Annotated in this window: 13 protein-coding genes; 5 read left to right on the forward strand and 8 right to left on the reverse strand. The window is 66.0% G+C overall.

What is annotated here, in order from left to right:
* Nucleotides 1-707: 707 nt before the first annotated feature.
* The gene (locus LZC94_29050; protein WXB11892.1) at nucleotides 708-1,685 is read left to right on the forward strand and encodes an acetylserotonin O-methyltransferase; all 978 of its coding nucleotides are present in this window, start codon (nucleotides 708-710) and stop codon (nucleotides 1,683-1,685) included.
* A gap of 623 nt (nucleotides 1,686-2,308) precedes the next feature.
* Here the strand turns inward: LZC94_29050 and LZC94_29055 are convergent.
* From LZC94_29055 to LZC94_29065, 3 genes are read right to left on the reverse strand one after another with little or no spacing between them, the layout of a single operon-like run.
* On the reverse strand, nucleotides 2,309-4,120 hold the full coding sequence (locus LZC94_29055; protein WXB11893.1) for a M14 family metallopeptidase: 1,812 nt from the start codon (nucleotides 4,118-4,120) through the stop codon (nucleotides 2,309-2,311).
* 10 nt (nucleotides 4,121-4,130) lie between these two features.
* On the reverse strand, nucleotides 4,131-4,280 hold the full coding sequence (locus LZC94_29060; protein WXB11894.1) for a hypothetical protein: 150 nt from the start codon (nucleotides 4,278-4,280) through the stop codon (nucleotides 4,131-4,133).
* 18 nt (nucleotides 4,281-4,298) lie between these two features.
* Entirely contained in the window at nucleotides 4,299-5,339 is a 1,041-nt protein-coding gene (locus LZC94_29065; protein WXB11895.1) for a DUF1566 domain-containing protein, read from the reverse strand.
* A gap of 65 nt (nucleotides 5,340-5,404) precedes the next feature.
* On the opposite strand from LZC94_29065, the gene LZC94_29070 reads away from it, so the two are divergent.
* From LZC94_29070 to LZC94_29080, 3 genes are read left to right on the forward strand one after another with little or no spacing between them, the layout of a single operon-like run.
* Nucleotides 5,405-6,751 (forward strand): sigma 54-interacting transcriptional regulator, encoded by a 1,347-nt coding sequence (locus tag LZC94_29070; protein ID WXB11896.1) that lies wholly within the window; start codon nucleotides 5,405-5,407, stop codon nucleotides 6,749-6,751.
* Entirely contained in the window at nucleotides 6,748-8,130 is a 1,383-nt protein-coding gene (locus tag LZC94_29075; GenBank protein WXB11897.1) for a protein kinase, read from the forward strand. The genes LZC94_29070 and LZC94_29075 overlap by 4 nt, the downstream gene beginning before the upstream one ends.
* A complete protein-coding gene (locus LZC94_29080) occupies nucleotides 8,127-9,161 on the forward strand; it encodes a hypothetical protein (GenBank protein WXB11898.1) in 1,035 nt (344 codons plus the stop codon). The genes LZC94_29075 and LZC94_29080 overlap by 4 nt, the downstream gene beginning before the upstream one ends.
* Before the next feature lie 14 nt (nucleotides 9,162-9,175).
* Here the strand turns inward: LZC94_29080 and LZC94_29085 are convergent, their stop codons facing one another.
* The 4 genes from LZC94_29085 to LZC94_29100 form a co-directional block, all read right to left on the reverse strand.
* Entirely contained in the window at nucleotides 9,176-9,739 is a 564-nt protein-coding gene (locus tag LZC94_29085) for a hypothetical protein (GenBank protein ID WXB11899.1), read from the reverse strand.
* Nucleotides 9,740-9,934: 195 nt separating this feature from the next.
* Nucleotides 9,935-10,912, reverse strand: a complete 978-nt coding sequence (locus tag LZC94_29090) for a hypothetical protein (GenBank protein WXB11900.1) — start codon at nucleotides 10,910-10,912, stop codon at nucleotides 9,935-9,937.
* 381 nt (nucleotides 10,913-11,293) lie between these two features.
* Entirely contained in the window at nucleotides 11,294-11,974 is a 681-nt protein-coding gene (locus LZC94_29095) for a hypothetical protein (GenBank protein ID WXB11901.1), read from the reverse strand.
* Nucleotides 11,975-12,138: 164 nt separating this feature from the next.
* Complete coding sequence (locus LZC94_29100; protein ID WXB11902.1) at nucleotides 12,139-13,050, reverse strand: hypothetical protein; 912 nt, start codon at nucleotides 13,048-13,050, stop codon at nucleotides 12,139-12,141.
* A 171-nt stretch (nucleotides 13,051-13,221) separates the two neighbouring features.
* Between LZC94_29100 and LZC94_29105 the strand changes: the two genes are divergently transcribed.
* Nucleotides 13,222-13,533, forward strand: a complete 312-nt coding sequence (locus tag LZC94_29105; protein ID WXB11903.1) for a hypothetical protein — start codon at nucleotides 13,222-13,224, stop codon at nucleotides 13,531-13,533.
* A gap of 73 nt (nucleotides 13,534-13,606) precedes the next feature.
* Here LZC94_29105 and LZC94_29110 read toward each other — a convergent pair whose 3' ends face one another.
* Nucleotides 13,607-14,284 (reverse strand): TetR/AcrR family transcriptional regulator, encoded by a 678-nt coding sequence (locus LZC94_29110; GenBank protein ID WXB11904.1) that lies wholly within the window; start codon nucleotides 14,282-14,284, stop codon nucleotides 13,607-13,609.
* Nucleotides 14,285-14,575 lie beyond the last annotated feature (291 nt).

Genomic DNA, 14,575 nt, shown 5'->3' on the forward strand with positions numbered 1-14,575 from the left:
AAAAGGAGGAGGAGCGCGCGGAACGTAACGTGCTTCGACGTCGATGAATTGCAATCGGCGTACGATGCGCGACAAATCGAAATAACTCGACACCTTTCTTTGGCGCTCAAAAATTCTTTCGAAGCGCTGTTCATCTTTCATCACGCGTCATTCATCTTCCATCGTTCATCAATTCTTCATTCTTCTCGCATCTTGCTTGCATATTACGGGCCGAAGCGCCCAATCCACGCTGCCGGGTCTCGGAATCATGAAGGGGGGAATCCCATGACCAGCCATGCCCATCTCGTTCGCACATCCTACGAAGCACTCCGTCGCGGCGATCTGGAGGACGCCATCGCGCTCTTCGCGCCCGACGTCGCATGCACCCATCCCGATGGGATGAGCGACTATGGCCTCGGCGGCGCCAAAAAGGGTCGCGCGGAGGTGCTCGCATTCATGAAGCATGCGCGCACCCTCTTCTCCGAAATCCGACCGACGCCGCGCGAGCTCATGGAAGATGGCAATCGGGTGGTCGTCCTGGGAGAGCACTTCATGCGCAGCGCGCGAACGGGGCGCTCGTGCACCGTCGACTTCGTGCACTCCTGGGTGTTCTCCCATGGCAAGGCCACGCACTTCACCGATTTTCACGATACCGCGCCCGTGCGGCGCCTCTTCGAGCCCGAGCCGGTGCAGGGCATCTGGCGCGTGATCCGAACGGCGCTCGGCTTTTGGGAGGCGAGGGTCCTCTCGGCGGCCGTGGAGCTCGGCCTCTTCACGGCGCTGGCCGAGGGCCCCACGCGCTCGACGAGCTCACGGCGCGCCTCGAGCTGCACCCGCGCGCCGCGCGCAATTTCCTCGATACGTTGGTCGCGCTGCGCTTCCTCGATCGCGAGGGCGTCCATTATCGAAATACGCCCGTCGCGAGCATCTTCCTCGATCGCGGCAAACCCGAGACCGACGTCACCGGCCTGCTCGAAATCGCCGGCACCTGGTGGTACGATAGCTGGCGAAACCTCACCAAGGCGCTGCGCACAGGCGAGCCCCAAATCGACGTGACCGCCGGCGAGAGCAACTCCTTCGAAGCCTTGTACGCCGATCCCCAACGGATGGAGAAATTCCAGCGCGCAATGCACGGCGCCTCGCTCGGCGCCACCTTGGCGCTGGTCGACGAGTTCCCATGGTCCAAATACCGCACGGTGGCCGACATCGGCTCGGCGTCGGGCACCATGCTGCGCGGGCTCCTCGGCCGCCACGCGCACCTGCGCGGCGTCGGGTTCGATCTTCCCCCGCTCGCGCCGGCCTTTCACCGCGCGGCGGCGCGCGCGGGGTTGTCGGATCGCCTCACGTTCTCGGCCGGGGACTTCTTCACCGATCCGCTCCCCTCGGCCGACGTTCTTTCCTTTGGGCACATCTTGCATGATTGGGATTTGACGACCAAACGAATGCTGCTCGCGAAGGCCTTCGACGCCCTGCCGCCCGGGGGCGCCGTGATCGTCTACGACGCCATGATCGACCCCGGGCGCTCGGAGAATGTCTTCGGTTTGCTTTTGAGCCTCCACGTGATGATGGAGAACCCCAAAGCGTTCGCCTACACCGGCGCGGAATGTCTTGGATGGCTGGCCGACGCAGGCTTCTGCGATGGCTGCGTCGCGCACCTCAGCGGGCCGGAATCGATGGCCATCGGCTTCAAACCATCGACTGCTTGAACCTTCTTCTTACGAAGAGCAATCGAATATGAATCGACATCATGATTCGGCCAACGTCGTCCTCGGCGGCGGACCAGGCGGGGCCACGGCATCATCGTATCGGATAAGGAAGACTCCCGAGCGGGCAATCCCAGCCTCCCGTTCGGCGCACGCGGCGCGTTCTAAACGAACGCAAGATTCGGCCAACGTCGTCCTCGGCGGCGGACCAGGCGGGGCCACGGCATCATCGTATCGGGTAAGGAAGAATCCCGAGCGGGCAATCCCAGCCTCGCGTTCGGCGCCCGCCGCGCGTTCTAAACGAACGCAAGATTCGGCCAACGTCGGCGTCCTCGGCAGCCGACCAGGCGGGGCCACGGCATCATCGTATCGGATAAGGAAGACTCCCGAGCGGGCAATCCCAGCCTCGCGTTCGGCGCCCCGCCGCGCGTTATGAACGAACGCAAGATTCGGCCAACGTCGGCGTCCTCGGCGGCGGACCAGGCGGGCCACGGCATCATCGTATCGGGTAAGGAAGAATCCCGAGCGGGCAATCCCAGCCTCGCGTTCGGCGCCCGCGGCGCGTTCTAAACGAACGCAAGCCAGACGCCCGCTCGGGATCGTGGGTGGCTCACATCTCGTTTACGTCACGGATCCGCGTTCACGCGGTAGACGGGATAAAGGCGATAACGCTCATCCCAGTACGGCGTGCGCTTGTAGAAGAACTCGATGCGGGCGGCCGGATCCTTGGCGAAGATCGGATCGCTGGCCACTTTGGCGTCGAATTCCACCTTGAGCTGCGGGTCTTTGGCGATCATCTCGCGGGCGAGCTGCTCGACTACGTAGTTCTCGATGTTCTCCTTGTACTCGAGGCGGCTATTGAAGAAGCCCCACGCGAAGAGGCTATCGGGCGCCGTGGGCTCCAGGACCTGAACGGCCAGCACCGCCTTGGTTTGTTTGATGGGCACATAGAGCGAGCCATCGGGAACGTCGACCGCCTCGGCAGCCCACTTCCCCTTGTGCTGCACCGGCGTGCGCCCCTCCGAGGGTGAGCCAAACTTCACCTCGTCGGCGCGGTACGCTTCCACCTTGAGGGCTTTGCGCTCGCCCTGGATGCGCGAGTACTTCACGCCGTGCAGATCCAGCTTCCCGCCGACGAGCGCAGCATAGGCTGCCGGGACGATGTAACCGCCCTTGGGCGCGGTCGCCGTCACCGTGGGCGTGACCTCGCGATAGACGGGCACCGGCCAGATTTCCGGCTTGGTCTCGTCGTAAATCGTCCAGAGCGTGCCCGAGATCTCCGACGGCACGCGCTGATATGCGTATCCCCGGAACGGGAAGGTGGTCGCGTTTTTGGTGGTTCCGTAGTCGACATTGACCGTGGTTCCACCGAGGTTCGCGGTGCGCTTGTCGGCCGCGTGCGCCGCGTCGAGCCACTCGCCCCCGTGTTCGGCGGCGGCGTTGAGGAGGTGGTTGAAGATGTCCTTGGTCGTGCGGACGCGCGTGGCGTAGTCCTTCCACGAGTGGGTCTCGATGAGGAGGGCCAGACGGTTGTGGAGCGATCGGTAACCGTGGCTGAAACGCGGCGGATAGATGCGGGCCGCGAAGCCGGAGGTGGGATCGTCCTCCTTCAGCAGGGTCGGATAGAAGTCGATCGGCAAGTGCCCCTTGTCCGTGAGCCACGCGAGGAGCGATTCGCTCAGGGCCTTGCCGCGCGGCCGGAGCTCCTCGGCGCCCGCGAGGCGCGGCTCGATTTCGACGGAGACATCGTGCTCGAATTTAGCACCATCACTTACATGTGCGTCGGCGAAGAGAATGGGATCCCACTCGCCCATGAGCCGGAGCACGGCCGCCATTTCGGGAGCATCGGCCTTCAAGTAGTCGCGGTTCAAGTTGAGGTTGTGCGCCGTCGAGCGCCAGCCGGCCTCCTCCGGTCCGCGTTGATTGGGCCGGGTGCCCCTTTCGAAGCGCTCGTGCCCGTCGACATTGAAGACCGGCACGAAGAGCAAGGTCACGTTCTCCAGTGCCTTGGCAGCGTCGCCCTTTCCATCGAGCAGATCGCGGAGCACGATGAAGCCCGCGTCCTTGCCATCGACTTCGCCAGCGTGAATTCCCCCCTGGAGGAACACCACCGGCCGATCCTTCGCCTTGCCGGGTTCGAGCGCCCCCTTTGCGCCCGCGACGAAGGCCAACATCGGGCGGCCCTCGGGTGTTTCGCCGAATTTGAAGCAACGAACGCGCTCGGGGTAACGGGCGGGGTACGCTTTGCAGAACCGTATCACCTCGTCGTAACGACCCGTCTTCTGAAAGCCGCTCTCCTCCGCGATGGTGGTGAGCGACGTATCGGGCGTGCATGTACCCGACCAGGCAACGCTGGCAATCGCCAGCAACGCCGTAACCGGTGTAATGCTGCGGAATTTTTTTGACCGTGTCGTCTTCGAATAAGAATACTCGTTCATGGTGCGGAGCTTAGTGCTGGTCATCCCCGTGACCATCCACAAAGCGCAATTGCTGCGCAGCGCCATGGAAGGTAATCGCCCCATGGCGCTTATCGTCCTGGATGTTGCGGCGGAGGTAGCGCAAGATGTCGAACGACACCGCAACGAGCGCCAGCGTCACAGAATCGACACGCGCGTTTCAGCGAACGCAGCGAACACCGGCGCGTTGCGATTCGCCGTTTTGATTGTGGGTCGCTCCGTCCTTGAAATCGACGTAGAGATATGTCGTCGATGGAGGCTTGCCCCGAAAGGTGTCGCTCCAGAGCGTGGGCGCCACGCCGGCAGCAGGTGCCGCGAACGCATCGTCCCAGATGGGGTTTTCGGTTTCGGCCTCGTCGATCAACGTCTGGAGCTCACGCAGGTTGGGAAGACGAAAACCTGGAGGCGAAAGATCCTCGCAGCGGCGCCGGGCGCTCGCGATGTCCTGCGGAGCACCCAGCGCTTGCTCCCATGAAAGCCCTGTGCGCGCGTCCTTCACAGTGGCCCCCTCCACGATGAAACGCCGAGTCGATCCGGACACCTTGCCGGCGCGCACGCATCGGAAAGGAAGCCCGTCGGACGATTGGCTCAAATCGCGATACCACGCCGCACCGTTGGTCGCGACCCAGCGCGCATCGCGCCGTCGCTCCGCTCGGTAGACGGACGCGGTCCATTGGTATTGATAATTGTTATTGTCGGGGAAGAGGCCGGGGTTGATGGGCTCGGCCTCCGGCCCATAGTCGACGATGCTGATCATCTCGATGCGCGTCGGCAGCCGCCAGTCGTCGTACCCGCCGAGCCGGAGCTTGGGGCAGGTGCGAACGGCGTCTTCCCAGGCGACGCGTCCTTGGTTGGCGACGCGCCTTTGCCACATGAGACCCGTCGTTTTGTCGAGCACCGTATCGTCGGTGAGCTCGTAATTGGCAGGCGCGGGCGATGAAACGGGGAGCGGCCATTGAGGCTCCGTTCGCTCCACTGCGCCCGGCGCGCGCCCATCCCCCGCGGAAAACGCGTCGCCGCCTGCGTCCCGTGTACCGTCGCCTGGATCGAGACCGCCATCGTCGGTGGGCCCGAGCGGCGAGCCATCGTCGATCCCGAGAATGGCGCGGCAACCGACCGTACCGCCGACCACCCCAGACGACACCAAACCGAGTACGATGGCGCGCTTGGCGATGCTCGAAGGAAGGATGCGGTATCTCACGCCGTACCTTATATACCGTACGTGACCATCGCCGGGCTCCTTCCCTCCCCGACGCGACGATCCTCATGGCCCAGCGAATCACCAATCTCATCGAACGCACCCGCGCGCACCGGGGCAACCGCGTTCGCCTCGTGGGGGCGTCGGATTCGCCGCTGACCGCGCGTTCCGTGCTCTTGCCGGCCGCCGGGATCGTTCTCGGCGCCGATAGCGCGTGCGACGTGCAGCTGGAAGATTCGGCCGTATCGCGAAAACACGCGACCATCGTTCCGGCCACCGGCGGATTCGAGGTGGCCGATCTCGGCTCGCGCAACGGCACGTGGCTCGATGGATCCCGGATCGAGCGCGCCATGGTGGCCGCCGGCGCCACCTTGCGCATTGGACATACCTTGGTCCAACTGCTGCCCGCCGAAGAAGCGATCGACATTCCCCCGAGCGACGCCACGTCGTTCGGCGAGCTTTTGGGCGCGAGCGAGCCAATGCGCCGCGTGTTCGCCGTGCTCGAGCGCGCGAGCGGATCGCACGCGCCGGTCCTCCTGCTCGGAGAGAGCGGCACGGGCAAGGAGCTCGCGGCGCGCGCCATTCACGAGCGCAGCCCCCGGCGCGGCGGCCCCTTCGTGGTGTTCGACTGCGGCGCGGCGAGCGGCACCTTGATCGAGAGTGAGCTCTTTGGCCACAAGAAGGGCGCGTTCACCGGCGCTTACCGCGATCACGCCGGCGCGTTCGCCTCCGCGCACGGCGGCACCCTCTTCCTGGACGAGATCGGCGATCTGCCGCTCTCCTTGCAGCCAAAGCTCCTGCGCCTCCTCGAGCGCAGCGAGGTCACCCCGCTCGGAGCCCGAGCCCCCGAGCGCTACGACGTGCGCTTCATCGCGGCCACCCACCGCGATCTCTGGGCCGATATCGGCTCCGGCTTGTTTCGCGGCGATCTGTATTACCGGCTCGCGGTGGTCGAAGCGCACCTCCCTCCCCTGCGCCAGCGCAAAACCGATATTCCCATTTTGGTGCGCGCGCTCTTGCGGGCCAATGGCGCGATCGACAGCGAGGTCGAGGGACCGAAGCTCGAACGCCTTTTGCGCTATGCGTGGCCGGGAAATGTGCGCGAGCTTCGAAACGTGATCGCGCGCGCGGTGGCCCTCGCCCTGCCCGGCTCGGAGTTCGAGCAGATGCCCATCGTCCTGCGCACCGAGACCCCCGCCGATGCCGAGCCCATTGCGCGGGCCGACGTGCCGTACCTCGAGGCCAAGGAGGCGCTGCTCGAGCGCTTCGATCGCGATTACTGCACCGACCTTTTGCAGCGCGCGGGCTCCAATTTGTCGGAGGCCGCGCGCGTGGCCAAAATCGAGCGCAAATACCTGTACCGCGTGCTCGCGCGCGCCGGGATACGGCCGCGTCCATCCGAGGAGGATGCGTGACCGAGCCTGAGACGTTCGAGCTCGGCTCGGCCAGCTACCGCGTGATGGGCGAGCTCGGTCGCGGCGGCACCAGCGTGGTGTACGAAGCACGGAGAGAGCGCGCGGAAGGTGGCGCAGCAGACGACGCATGCGACGAGGCCGTCGCCATCAAAGTCTTTCGCGATGATTTGGAGCTCTCGGAGCGGGAGCAGCAGCGTTTTCTGCGCGAGGCCGAGCGCATGCGCCGGGTCCACCACCCGGGGTTGGCCACCGTCTTCGAAGCCGGAACCTTGGCCGATGGGCGCCCCTATCTGTTGATGCCGCGCCTCTCGGGTCTCAGCCTCGCCGCGCGCCTCGAGCACGGGCCGGTGCCGCCCGAGGAGGCCGTGCGCATCTTCGCGGAGCTCGCGCGCGCCGTGCACGCCGTGCACGAGGCCGGGATGGTCCACCGCGATATCAAACCGGAGAATGTGCTCCTGGTCCGGGGAAGTCCGGTTTTATTGGACTTTGGTATCGCGCGCGACATGCACGAGGAGAGCTCGACGACCACCCGCGAAGGGCGGATTCGAGGCACGCCGGCTTATATGGCGCCGGAGCGGTTCTTCGGCGAGCCCGCGAGCATCGCGTCGGACATCTACGAGCTCGGGGTGGTGCTTTATGCGATGTTGGCCGGGCGCCTCCCGTGGAGCTCGGGCACCAAGATGAGCGAGCGCCTCCATCCCGGGAGCGTGCGTCTCTCGTCCGGCATGGGCGATCGGGGAGCGGGCATTTCGCCTGCGTTGGCCGCCGCGGTGCTCGAAGCCTTGTCGACCCGTCCCGAGATCCGCCCGAAGGACGCCGCCAGGTTCGCGCTCGACGTGGAGGCCGCGCTTCGTGCGACGGGAAACCCCGATTCGGAGCGCGTCACGGCCGATCTGCGCGCGCACGCGCCGCGCGAAACGCCGTCGCCATCCTTGGCCCACACGCCCCACGATGCCCCGTCGCCGGCGAGCGCGCCGGATGCCGCGCCCCGTGCGCGGCCCCTCCGGCGCTCGTTTGCGCGGGTGTTCCTGGTGGGCGCGCCCCTCGCGGTGCTCGCGGCCATGGCCGTGCGCGGGACGTCGCGCGCGTCGCCCGAGCTTGCCGCGGCGCAACCCGCCGAGGTGCGCGCGATCGCGCCGGCGCCGGCCACCGCAAACACCCCGGCGCAGGCCATCGGCGCCACGCCGCCGCAGACCGCGGCGAACGCTCCGCCGCCAGCTGCCGCAAAGCTGCAAAAGGCGGAGGCGCCCCATGCGACTTCGCCCCCCAAAGCGGCAAAAGTGCCAGAGGGCGCGGCAAAAGCGCGAACAACGGCGGCTCTGCCGATCGCGACGGCGCGCTCCTCCAGCGACGATACGTATTTCGAGGATCGGCAATGAATGCAGGGTGCAAGCAAAAGGTAGGATTCGCGCTGTTGGTCGCGGGCGCGCTCCTCGGTGGCGCCGAGACGGCCCGCGCCGATGGGGATGGTCCGCGCGATCCGATGGGCGCGGAGGCGGCCTTCAGCGATGCGCGCCGGCTCATGAAAGAGGGGCGCTTCGAGGAGGCGTGCCCGAAGCTCGAGACGAGCTATCGCCTCGATCCCGCGCTGGGATCGCTCCTCAACCTCGCCGAGTGCCTGGCGCGCACGGGCCGAACGGCGAGCGGCTGGCTGCGTTACCGCGAGGCCGCGGCCATGGCGCTCCAACAAGGGCAAAAAGAGCGGGCCGCCATCGCCCGCGAGCGCGCGGGGGCGCTCGAACCGCAGCTCTGTCGCCTGGTCATCCATGCCCCCGCGAGCGTGGACGATCTGCGGCGCGACGGCACCCAAGTGCGCCGAGAAGACGCCGACCAATCCGTCCCCATCGACCCAGGCGCGCACGTCATCGAAGCACGCGCGCCCGGCTTCGTGCCCTTCATCGCCCACGTCGCCATCGCGCGCGGCGCCAGCGGTGAATCGTGCAAACCGGTCGTGGTCGACATACCGGCCGACCTCGGAGGCCGCGCAGAGCCTCTGCGCGCGGCGGCCGCCGATGCGCCCTCGAGCTCCGCCGAGCCCTCGGCCCCCGCGGGACCTGCCTTCCCACGCGAGAAGCCGCCCGCGACGGCGCCCCCCGCGCGCGGCTGGAGCGCGCAGCACACGCTGTCCCTGGTCGCCGGCGGCGCAGGGCTCGTGGCCCTGGGGATCGGCGGCGGCTTTGCGCTCGATGCGGCAGCCTCCGAGCGCGACGCCGATGCGCTCTGCCGCCCCCACGGGTGCACGAACGAGGGCCTCGACGCGCACGCGCGAGCCGGGCGCTCCGCCGATATCGCGACCGCGGGCCTCATCACCGGCGCCGTGCTGCTCGTGGGCGGCGCCGTGTTGTGGTTCACCGCGCCCTCGCTCCGGCGCCCCGCCGCGCCGATGCGCGGGGCCATGCTTCGTTTCTGAGCGCACGGCGCGGATCAGGTGAAGTACTTCTTGCGCGCCAAGTTCTCCGGGGTGCAAATCTGGTCGATTTGCGACTTGAGCTCTTTTGCCTTGGGCTCGTTCTCCAGCTTGTCCTGCGCCAGCCCGTCGAGGAGGCGCTTGGCGCTGGTGCATGACGTGGTGAGCCCCGCCCAGTACAGCTGCTCGGAGGAGCGATCCTTCTTCTTCTGGGCGGCGATCATCTCCTGGTAGTCTTTCTTCAGCCCCGCGACGTCGTGTCCGAGCGCCACGTCGAGCTGGCAGAACACGTCGATCTCCTTGAGCAGCTTCGCCGCGTCGGCCGATTTGTCCTTCGAGACCTCGAGTTTGTCCTTTCGGAGCTCGCTGCACTCGTCGCTCACCGCCTCGCCGCCCGCGAACTTCGTCTTCGCCTCGGCCAATTGCTTTTTGGTCATATCGAGGATGAGCTTGTTCGCCAGATCTTCACCGAGCTTCTCGACCTTCTTGTCGATCTCCGCGTCGGCCTTCTTTCCACACCCGGCCACCAAACCCCACGCCGCCAAGACCCCAATACCCAATATCCGTCGTCCAAGAACCATCGGATGCATTTCCTCGTCCGTAAGAGATGCATCGGATATTCAGCAATCTACGTACCAGGACCAGAGCGCTCATTTCTTGCGAGCGCGAGGCGGCGGCCCGAGGCCAATCGGGTATTCCAGGACCCACGCCGCCCGCGATCCGTACCCACTTCACGGTCGGCGCCGAAATCCACGAACGCGCGAGGGCCCGGCGCTTCAGGGCGCGGCGGGAAGCAGCTTCGGAAGGTAGGCCGCCGCCGCGTCGGCGAGCAGATCCCGGTGCATGCGCGTGGCGTCGCCAAAGAACGATTCGGCCAGGCGGGCGTCGAGGATGTGCGTGGCCTCGAGATCGAGCGCCTTCGACTCCTCCCAGAGCCCTTCGGCGAAGACGATGCGGCGCCCCTCGCCGGGCTCGCCCAAGAGCCGTTGGAAATATTGCATTTGCAGAGATTGATCGCGCGCCATGTGCGAGCTGATGACCACGACCCGCAGGCGGCTCCACGCGGAGGCGGGCATCGCGGCCCTCCACCTCGAGACGTTCGCGTGAATGGCGTCGAGCTCCATGCGCGCCGCCTCGTCGACGCTGGCCAGAAGAAGCGGCGCCGTCGCACGTGCAAATTGCACGTACGCCGCATGGGCCAACGTGCGGCGATCGAGCACGTCATCCATCAGCGCCACCGATGACGCGAGAATTCGCTTCTGGCGCTCCACGCTCGCGGCGGGGTGGCCATGGGCCAAAAAGGCTTGCTCGGCTGGGGCGATGTGCGCGCGCAGCTCCCGCATGGCGGTCAATCGGCCAAGGTCGACGGGGCCGTCGCTATCGCCAATGAGCGCGTCGAGGGCGAGCGGGACGTGATCCAAGGTCTTGAGCTCGTGGTACGCGCGCGGGTGGATGACCGCCTCCTCGCGCTGGCCATCGTGAAGGAAGACCAGCTTGTCCCCCTCGACCACCATCGTCGGCCCGAGGCCGCGCAAAATGCGCTCTTTCGCAGTACGGTACGCGCCCCGCGCCGTCTGGTTGAGCGCCGTCATCGGATCTCGAACAGGGGCGGCCTCCGTCTTCGCACCCGCCGCCTTCGCCGCATCCGCCGCCGAAGTCTTCGCCGGCGGCGTCCTCTGACAGCACGTCACGGCGCTCGCGAGAAGGATGGAGACAGCGAGCGAGCGCAGGGGATGCATCGTGGGGTTATCCATTGCAGCAGGATACACCAGCGCTCCTCGCATTTGCTGAATCCCGAACCGAGTTTGCGCCGTGATCGAGCGACCGGCTGACTCACCTGCAAACGAGCCGGCCAGCAGGATGAATCGTGCCATTTCGGCGCAAAGGGCCCGACTTCAACGCAACGATTTTCGTCGCGCCCCGCGCGGAGATTATTAAAGAATCGAAGCCGGCATCGCGCGCGCTCGGACCGGGCTTCGTCGACGGCGAAGCTTTGCGCAATCTCACGCCGGCGCGATATCACCATCATCATCCGAAGACCGTGTCATGGGTGAAATACGAATATCGCAACCAGCGACGATACGAGCTTTGCGGCCGACCTTCGGTGATCGGCCGCACCATTCTCAGCGTGTCTTTTACTTGGCCGCGGGAGCGCCCGATGCCGCTCCCGCGGCCCCTGGGGGCGCGAACGCAGGGTACATCCACGCGACGTCGAGGGAGGTGTCCTGGGTGATCTTGGGCTTTCCATTTCCGGCTCCCGTCGCGAAGCCGCCGTAGAACACCTTTCCTCGAATCGCCACGACCAGCTTTCGATCGCGCGCGGCGCGCAGGTTCTCGGTCACCGTTTGGGCGGCCTCGAAGGCGAGCTCGATCAAGGCCTTGCGATCTTCGCCTTTCTTGTACGTGTCGAGGTTGGGCGCCTGAACGAGAAATACGATGTCGGTGGGACGAACGTGCGCGTACGTGAGCCAGTTGCCCTTGGTGAAGGTGTCGCGCGTCTCGTCCTTGCCGCCCGTGAACGATTCGGCCTCGAGCTTCTTGAGGGTGGTGCTGAACTTCCTCGCCAAGGCGACCGCCTCCGCGTCGGCGCCAAAGCCGACCTCCCCCGAGAAGGTATCGATTTTGGCGTTGGCGGTGTCGAACTCGGGCTGACCGGGCTTCGGCGGCTCGGATTTACCGCATCCTGCAGCCATATGCGCCAAAGACGCAAAGGACGTGAAGATCGCGACGGACAAGAGCGTGCGGCGGCCCATTCGCCCGGGTTGCGACGGGCGAGGCGATACGGCGGACGATGCACATGGCGTAAAATGCAACATGGCGTTTCTCCTATGTCCGGAATGTACGCAGCCGCATCGAAGGAAATGCCCTGGCGATCGAGCGAGCGAAGACGATTGCCCGAATGGTGAAGGCGCCGATCACGGTGCCCCCGCGGCGCGCGCCGGGGCCGTGGGAGCGATGGCCCCGGGGCTCGGTGGCGCGTTTAGCGAATCGCCTCGTTCAATGTCGTGAACAGCGGCTTGGTATACGGGACCATGTCCTGCCGGAAATACCACCAGAAGTGGCCACCGATGTAGCGGGGGTGCTCGATGGGCATCGTGTAATAGCGAGTCAAATAGCTGGCCTTCTTTCGCGCGACCTTGGTGCCCACCTCCCCGAATCCAATCTTGGAGCTCGGAAACATCTGGCCGAGCTGGTCGAAGATGGGTTGCCAATCGGGGCGCTGGTTCTCGCAATCGTCTTCGTAATAGCTGATCAGCACGTAGTCGAGGCCTTGTTTCATGTCGGCCGGCACGTTGGCGCTCGCCCAATGGAACATCTCGTGATCGTCGCGCTCCCAGCACCCCTCGTTGTAATAGAGCGTGAGCGCCGCGGTCTTCCCCTTCCCTTTCACGATGTCGTACGCGCTCTTCATCTTCGTGCGCACGGTCGGGCCGTCGCCCACCCACTCGCCGTTGATCTCGTTGCCGATCTCCCAAATGTCGACTTGGTCGCCCAAGGTGGCGAGGTATTCGCGGGTTCGACTGGCATATTCTTCCGTGGTGTAGTCTTTGACGTAATACGAATCGAGGATCTCGCCCATCACGTGGCTCACCCGATGGATGGCCGCGGCCGCGGAGACGTATTGGGTCGCGGGCACGCGCTCGTCGAAGACGATGCGCGTGGTGGGCTTGTGCGCGAGCCGCGCGAGCGAGTCCGTGATGGCGGAGATGCCGCTCACATCGTCGACGGTCACCCCGTAAAGGCGCTCCTCCGCCGGCACGGAGCCCGAGGACCGCGAGGCCGCCTCGACGGCCCCCTGCTCCGCGCGATCGGGCGCGCGCTCGGCGCTGCACGCGACGCCTACGGTGGATACCGCCACCCAACAGGCGACGAGCGTGCGCTTCTTCGACATGAATGACGCCGTTTCACGATAGGCCATATGCGCCTCCGGATTGTGAAATAGCGACGATTGTCGGGGGTACGCCGGCCCCTGACAAGCGAGATCCGTGGCTTCTGGCCCGCGTCGGCTGCGAACGTAACTTTCGCACGAAACCGGCGCGCGCCGGGGGCCGATGATCGGAATATGGTGGAAACGAGCGACGATACCGGCGGGCTCGAGGCGCGGTTTACGCGCATGCTCGAGCAGATCTTCGAGGACGGCGTGATCACGGAGGAGGAGCGCATGGCGCTCTGGACGTCGGTCGCCTTGGGCGGGCTGGAGGCCGCGCGGGTCGACACCCTGCTCATCGACTTCGTGATGGCGCAGTTCGCGCGGTTTCGCGCCGATGGCTGGCTCTCCCATGATGAACGGGGCCGGCTCCGGCTGATGGTCGACGTGCTCGGGGTGGCCGCGGGCCATCTGCCGGAGGAGATCCGGAGGGCCCTCGAGGCGTAGCACCGGCTCGCGATCCGCGCCCTGCGCCGTGTGCCGCGCCCCCTGCGCCGTGCGCCGTGTGAATGAGGAGCGTTCACTTCTTCTTCATGGCGCCGTGCGGGTGCCGCTCGGAGACGGCCGGCTCGTCGGAGAACACGAGGCGAACGAGCTGGGCGACGAACTGGCGGCGCATCTCGGGGTTCTCGAGCTCGACCCCGCCCGTCTGGTGAAAGAAGCGGGGGAGCAGGCCGGAGATCATCACCACCGACCACATTTGAGCCAGCGCCATACGGGCGCGTCTTTCGGCCTGCTCCGACCGTTTTGGAAAGAGCCGCCGCGTGAGCCCGTCGATGAAGTCGTTCAGCCTGCGCATGACGGCGCCCTCGTAGTATTGCTCGACGATGGGCTCCCGCAGGTGCGCATAGGTGATTCGTGGGTAGCGGATGGCTCCCCCCACCGCATCGTCGAACACGCTCTCGAGGGCCGCGCGCGGGCTCGCTCCCCCTTGCACCAGCGCATCGAAGTCGACGAGCACCTGGGAGAAGGCCTCGTCGAGGGTGCGCTCGAGCACGATGCCGAGCAAGTTGTCCTTGCTGCGAAAGTGGTAGTTGATGGCGGCCCCGTTCACGTTCGCCTCTTCGGCGATCTCGCGAACGCCGGTGCCCTCGATGCCCAGGCGCTCGATGCATGCCACGGTGGCCAGGATGATGCGCTCGCGCGCGGCTTCGCCTTTGGTGCTGGTGGTAGGGCCCGATGACTTCGGTCGAGGCATACCCCGGAACCATCGCAGCCCCGACCGTGCCTGACAAGCTTCTATGTGGGGGAAAACGGGTGCCTTGGCCACCAATCCGAAGCCCCGGCCGCCAAATTGCACATCGAAGCGGCCATTCGTGAACGAGCTGGCGCCTCGGTCTCGTCTCTATCGTTCTCGCGCTCTCGCCGTTCCTGTCGTTCTCGTCATTTCGTAGCTGCTGTCGCTCGACTCGCTCGGAGCTCGCCCTGACGGTCGATGCGGCGATGCGGGCGGTGCGCGCGCGCATGGATATCGGGCAAACCGTGCGGG

Source organism: Sorangiineae bacterium MSr11954 (assembly GCA_037157815.1).
Lineage (GTDB): Bacteria > Myxococcota_A > Polyangia > Polyangiales > Polyangiaceae > Pendulispora > Pendulispora albinea.